We start from the raw sequence: 3,923 nt of genomic DNA on the forward strand, positions 1-3,923 counted from the left end.
AGGATTAAGAAGGATTGGCATTCTGATCATCCCCATTATGATCGGTTCCGGCATACAACAAATCAATACGCTGGTTGATAGAATGCTCGCTTCCGGACTTGCCGAAGGAAGCATTGCGGCGCTCAATTTTTCACTGCGTCTCAGTGTGTTTGTGATTGGCCTGCTTTCTGCAGCAATAGGCTCGGTATATTATACTTCAATGTCCAGTTACTTTTCGGCAGGTAAAGAGGAATTGTTTAAAAAGCTTCTGCGAAATACCGTCAATATATCTGTTTTGCTGATCATTCCGGCTTCTGTTGGTTTTATTGTGCTACGTAAGCCTATTGTACAGCTCATTTTTCAAAGGGGATTATTTGATGAAGCCGCCAGTGAGATGACGGCCATTGCGCTGTTTTATTATACATTTGGTATGATCGGTTTTTTGCTGCGGGATGTTTTGAGCCGTGCGTTCTACGCATTGAAAGATACCAAAACGGCGATGATCAACGGTTCTATAGCGGTAGTGTTGAATATATTCCTGGCTATCATTCTGGTTAGATTTATGGGATTAGGTGGATTGGCGCTCGGCATGTCTGTTTCCGGCAATTTCGCCACCATTTTACTAATGATCAGTTTGCGGAAAAAAATCGGCGATTTTGGCTTGCGTAATATAATATCAACTTTTTTAAAGGTAATTATGGCCAGCACGGCGATGGGATTCGGCGTATATTTTTGTTACGATATCATTTTTGCAATGCTTCGTTCAAATACGTTGGCGGTAGTAACGAGCATAATTTCAGGAGCATTTTTATATGGGTTAATTATAATGGCTTTAAAGGTAGAAGAAGTATCGACTTTAAAGCATATGGTGTTATCTCGAATTCGCCAAAAGGAGACTTTATAATACATTATAAGTAGAAATGCGAATAAATTTATAGATATAAGTTGGGAATAGTCATATACTCCGAGGTGAACTAGATGAAAGGCATCATTCTCGCCGGCGGGAGCGGGACGCGGCTGTATCCGTTGACCCGGTCCATATCCAAACAAATGCTTCCGGTGTACGACAAGCCGATGATCTATTATCCGTTGTCGGTTCTGATGCTGGCCGGTATCCGGGACATCCTGATTATCTCGACCCCCGAAGACACGCCGCGGTTCGAACAGTTGCTGGGAGACGGGGCAGCATTGGGCATATCTTTGCGGTATGCGGTGCAGCCGTCGCCGGATGGGCTGGCCCAGGCTTTCCTGATCGGCGAGCAATTTATCGCGGATGATCGGGTCGCGTTGATTCTCGGAGACAATATTTTCTATGGCCACGGATTGACGGAGCTGGTGCAAAAAGCGGCAACCCGCAGCCGGGGTGCGACGATATTCGGTTACAGCGTAAGAGATGCGCAGCGGTTTGGCGTTGTGGAATTTGCCGAAGACGGCAAAGTGTTATCGATAGAGGAAAAACCGGCCGTGCCGAAGTCGAATGTTGCGGTTACCGGGCTATATTTTTATGACAACAGAGTGGTTGAGATTGCCAAAAGCCTGAAACCGTCTGCGCGCGGGGAATTGGAAATTACCGATGTGAACAAGGCGTATCTGGCGATGGGCGAGTTGCACGTGGAATTGCTGGGCCGGGGCTTTGCCTGGCTGGATACGGGGACGCACACTTCCTTGCTGGAAGCTTCGCAGTTTATCGAGACGATTGAACGACGACAAGGGCAAAAGGTGGCGTGTCTGGAAGAGATCGCCTATCGGCAGGGCTACATCGGCAAAGAGCAGTTGCTGGAATTGGCCAGGCCGCTGATGAAAAACGATTACGGGCAATATTTGCTGGAGCTTTTGGACCGCAGGTAACGAATGGCACAAAAAAGGCGTTTCCAAAGGGTGAACAAATTGAACATACTGAAAACGAAACTGCAAGGCGTTTTGCTGATCGAACCCCGTGTGCATGAGGACGGGCGCGGCTTTTTCATGGAGTCGTATCGTGCCGACCTTTTTCAGCAAGCAGGCATTGCCGCACGATTCGTGCAGGACAACCATTCTTTATCCGTGGAAAAAGGCGTGCTGCGCGGGCTGCATTATCAGCTAGCGCCGAAAGCGCAGGCGAAACTCGTGCGCGTGGTGCGCGGGGCGATTTTTGATGTGGCGGTGGACATTCGGCGTTCTTCTCCCACGTTCGGCTTGTGGGAGTCTTTTGTGTTGTCGGCGGAAAACAAGCGGCAAGTATACATACCGCGCGGTTTTGCCCATGGTTTTTGCACGCTGGAACCGGACACGGAAGTAATATATAAGGTGGATCAATATTATTCGCCGGAGCATGACCGCGGCATTCTTTGGAACGATGCGGAGCTTGGCATTCCCTGGCCAGTGGCGGACCCTGTTTTATCGGAAAAAGATCGCAACCATCCGCCGCTCAAATTGGCCGAAATTAACTTTGCTTAAGGAGAAATGTGCTTGTGAGACTGCTTGTTACCGGAGGCGCCGGGTTTATCGGCAGCAATTTTGTCCTGTATATGATGCGGAAATACCGGGATTACCGGGTGGTCAATCTGGATGCTTTGACTTATGCGGGGAATCCGGAAAATTTGCGGGAGATCGCGGATGAGCCGAATTATACGTTCGTCCATGGCGACATTACGGATGCCGCGCTGGTTGAACGGCTTTTTGCCGACGGGGTTGACGCGGTTGTGAATTTTGCCGCCGAGTCGCATGTGGATCGCAGCATCCGGGAACCGGACGTGTTTGTGAAAACGAATGTGCTCGGCACGCAGGTGCTGCTGGAAGCGGCGCGACGCCACGGCGTGAAAAAATATATCCAGGTCTCGACCGATGAAGTGTACGGCACGTTGGGCGAGACGGGGCTTTTTACGGAAAAGACGCCGCTTGCGCCGAACAGCCCGTATTCCGCATCCAAGGCTGGCGCGGACTTGCTGGCGCGGGCTTATCACGAAACGTACGGCCTGCCGGTCAATATCACGCGCTGCTCGAACAACTACGGGCCATATCAGTTTCCGGAGAAGCTGATTCCGCTCATGATCGTGAATGCGCTGCACGACAAGCCGCTGCCCGTGTACGGGGACGGCCTGAATGTGCGCGACTGGCTGTACGTGGAAGATCATTGCGCGGCTATCGACCTGGTGCTGCACCATGGCAAGGCGGGCGAAGTGTACAACATCGGAGGAAACAACGAGAAAACGAACCTCGAAATCGTGCGGCTGATTTTGTCCGAGTTGGGCAAGCCGGAATCGCTGATCCGTTTTGTCGCGGATCGATTGGGGCATGACCGGCGTTACGGCATCGATGCGGAAAAGATCAGGCGGGAGCTGGGCTGGCAGCCGCGCCATATGTTCGCCACAGGGATCAGGGAGACGATCCGCTGGTATCTCGAGCACCGGGGCTGGTGGGAGCGGATTTTGGCGCAGCGCGAAAGTTGAAAATGCGCCGACGGGGGCGGCTCCGCGGTGGCGGAAGGCCGACTCGGTGGCGCCGGGAGGCTGGATCCTTGGTAGCGCGAGTCCGAATCTGGATTAATCCACCCTCACAGCAACTTGTCCCCGCAGCGCCGAAACGTTGAACCTGCGAAGCCGAATCCCCGAATCCGCAGTTGCGGGAAACCGAATCCTGGACCTCTGTCAATAGATAGGACACATGGAATCGAGAACATTACGCAACATAATCGTACATTTGTTCGTATTGAATGGGTGCGAGATATCCGATCGCCCAATGGACTCGTTTGCGATTGTAGAAAAACTCGATATATTCAAAAATCTCACTTTGCGCTTCCTTGCGGGTCTTGAACTTTTCCAGATAAACGAGTTTTTTGAGGACGCTTTGGAACGATTCGATGCAGGCGTTGTCGTAGCAGTTTATAATGCTCCCATAGGCTGAGACACGGGAGAGTATAGTGGCACAAGAAGTCAAGACAGTTTTTTTAAATTTTTAAGGTGTGA

General features: G+C 51.0%; 4 protein-coding genes and 1 pseudogene. 4 read left to right on the forward strand and 1 reads right to left on the reverse strand.

The features are described 5' to 3' along the window. The 4 genes from VF260_09735 to rfbB form a co-directional block, all read left to right on the forward strand. Positions 1–883: lipid II flippase MurJ (locus tag VF260_09735; protein ID HEX7057459.1), on the forward strand; the 883-nt coding region annotated here is incomplete at its 5' end. Between the two features lie 74 nt (positions 884–957). Beyond that, complete coding sequence (gene rfbA / locus VF260_09740) at positions 958–1,827, forward strand: glucose-1-phosphate thymidylyltransferase RfbA (GenBank protein ID HEX7057460.1); 870 nt, start codon at positions 958–960, stop codon at positions 1,825–1,827. Between the two features lie 39 nt (positions 1,828–1,866). Beyond that, complete coding sequence (gene rfbC, locus VF260_09745; protein HEX7057461.1) at positions 1,867–2,415, forward strand: dTDP-4-dehydrorhamnose 3,5-epimerase; 549 nt, start codon at positions 1,867–1,869, stop codon at positions 2,413–2,415. Between the two features lie 14 nt (positions 2,416–2,429). Beyond that, positions 2,430–3,407, forward strand: coding sequence for a dTDP-glucose 4,6-dehydratase (gene rfbB, locus VF260_09750; GenBank protein ID HEX7057462.1), 978 nt, complete (start codon positions 2,430–2,432; stop codon positions 3,405–3,407). A gap of 229 nt (positions 3,408–3,636) precedes the next feature. Here the strand turns inward: rfbB and VF260_09755 are convergent. Continuing rightward, positions 3,637–3,840, reverse strand: a pseudogene (locus VF260_09755) (IS3 family transposase). Between the last annotated feature and the right edge of the window lie 83 nt (positions 3,841–3,923).

The sequence above is a fragment of the Bacilli bacterium genome, from assembly GCA_036381315.1.
In the GTDB taxonomy this organism is placed as follows: Bacteria; Bacillota; Bacilli; order Paenibacillales; family KCTC-25726; genus DASVDB01.

What these genes read in the sequence shown, in the direction of transcription:
- rfbA (HEX7057460.1), top strand. Translation starts at nt 958, where the DNA reads ATGAAAGGCATCATTCTCGCCGGCGGGAGCGGGACGCGGCTGTATCCG.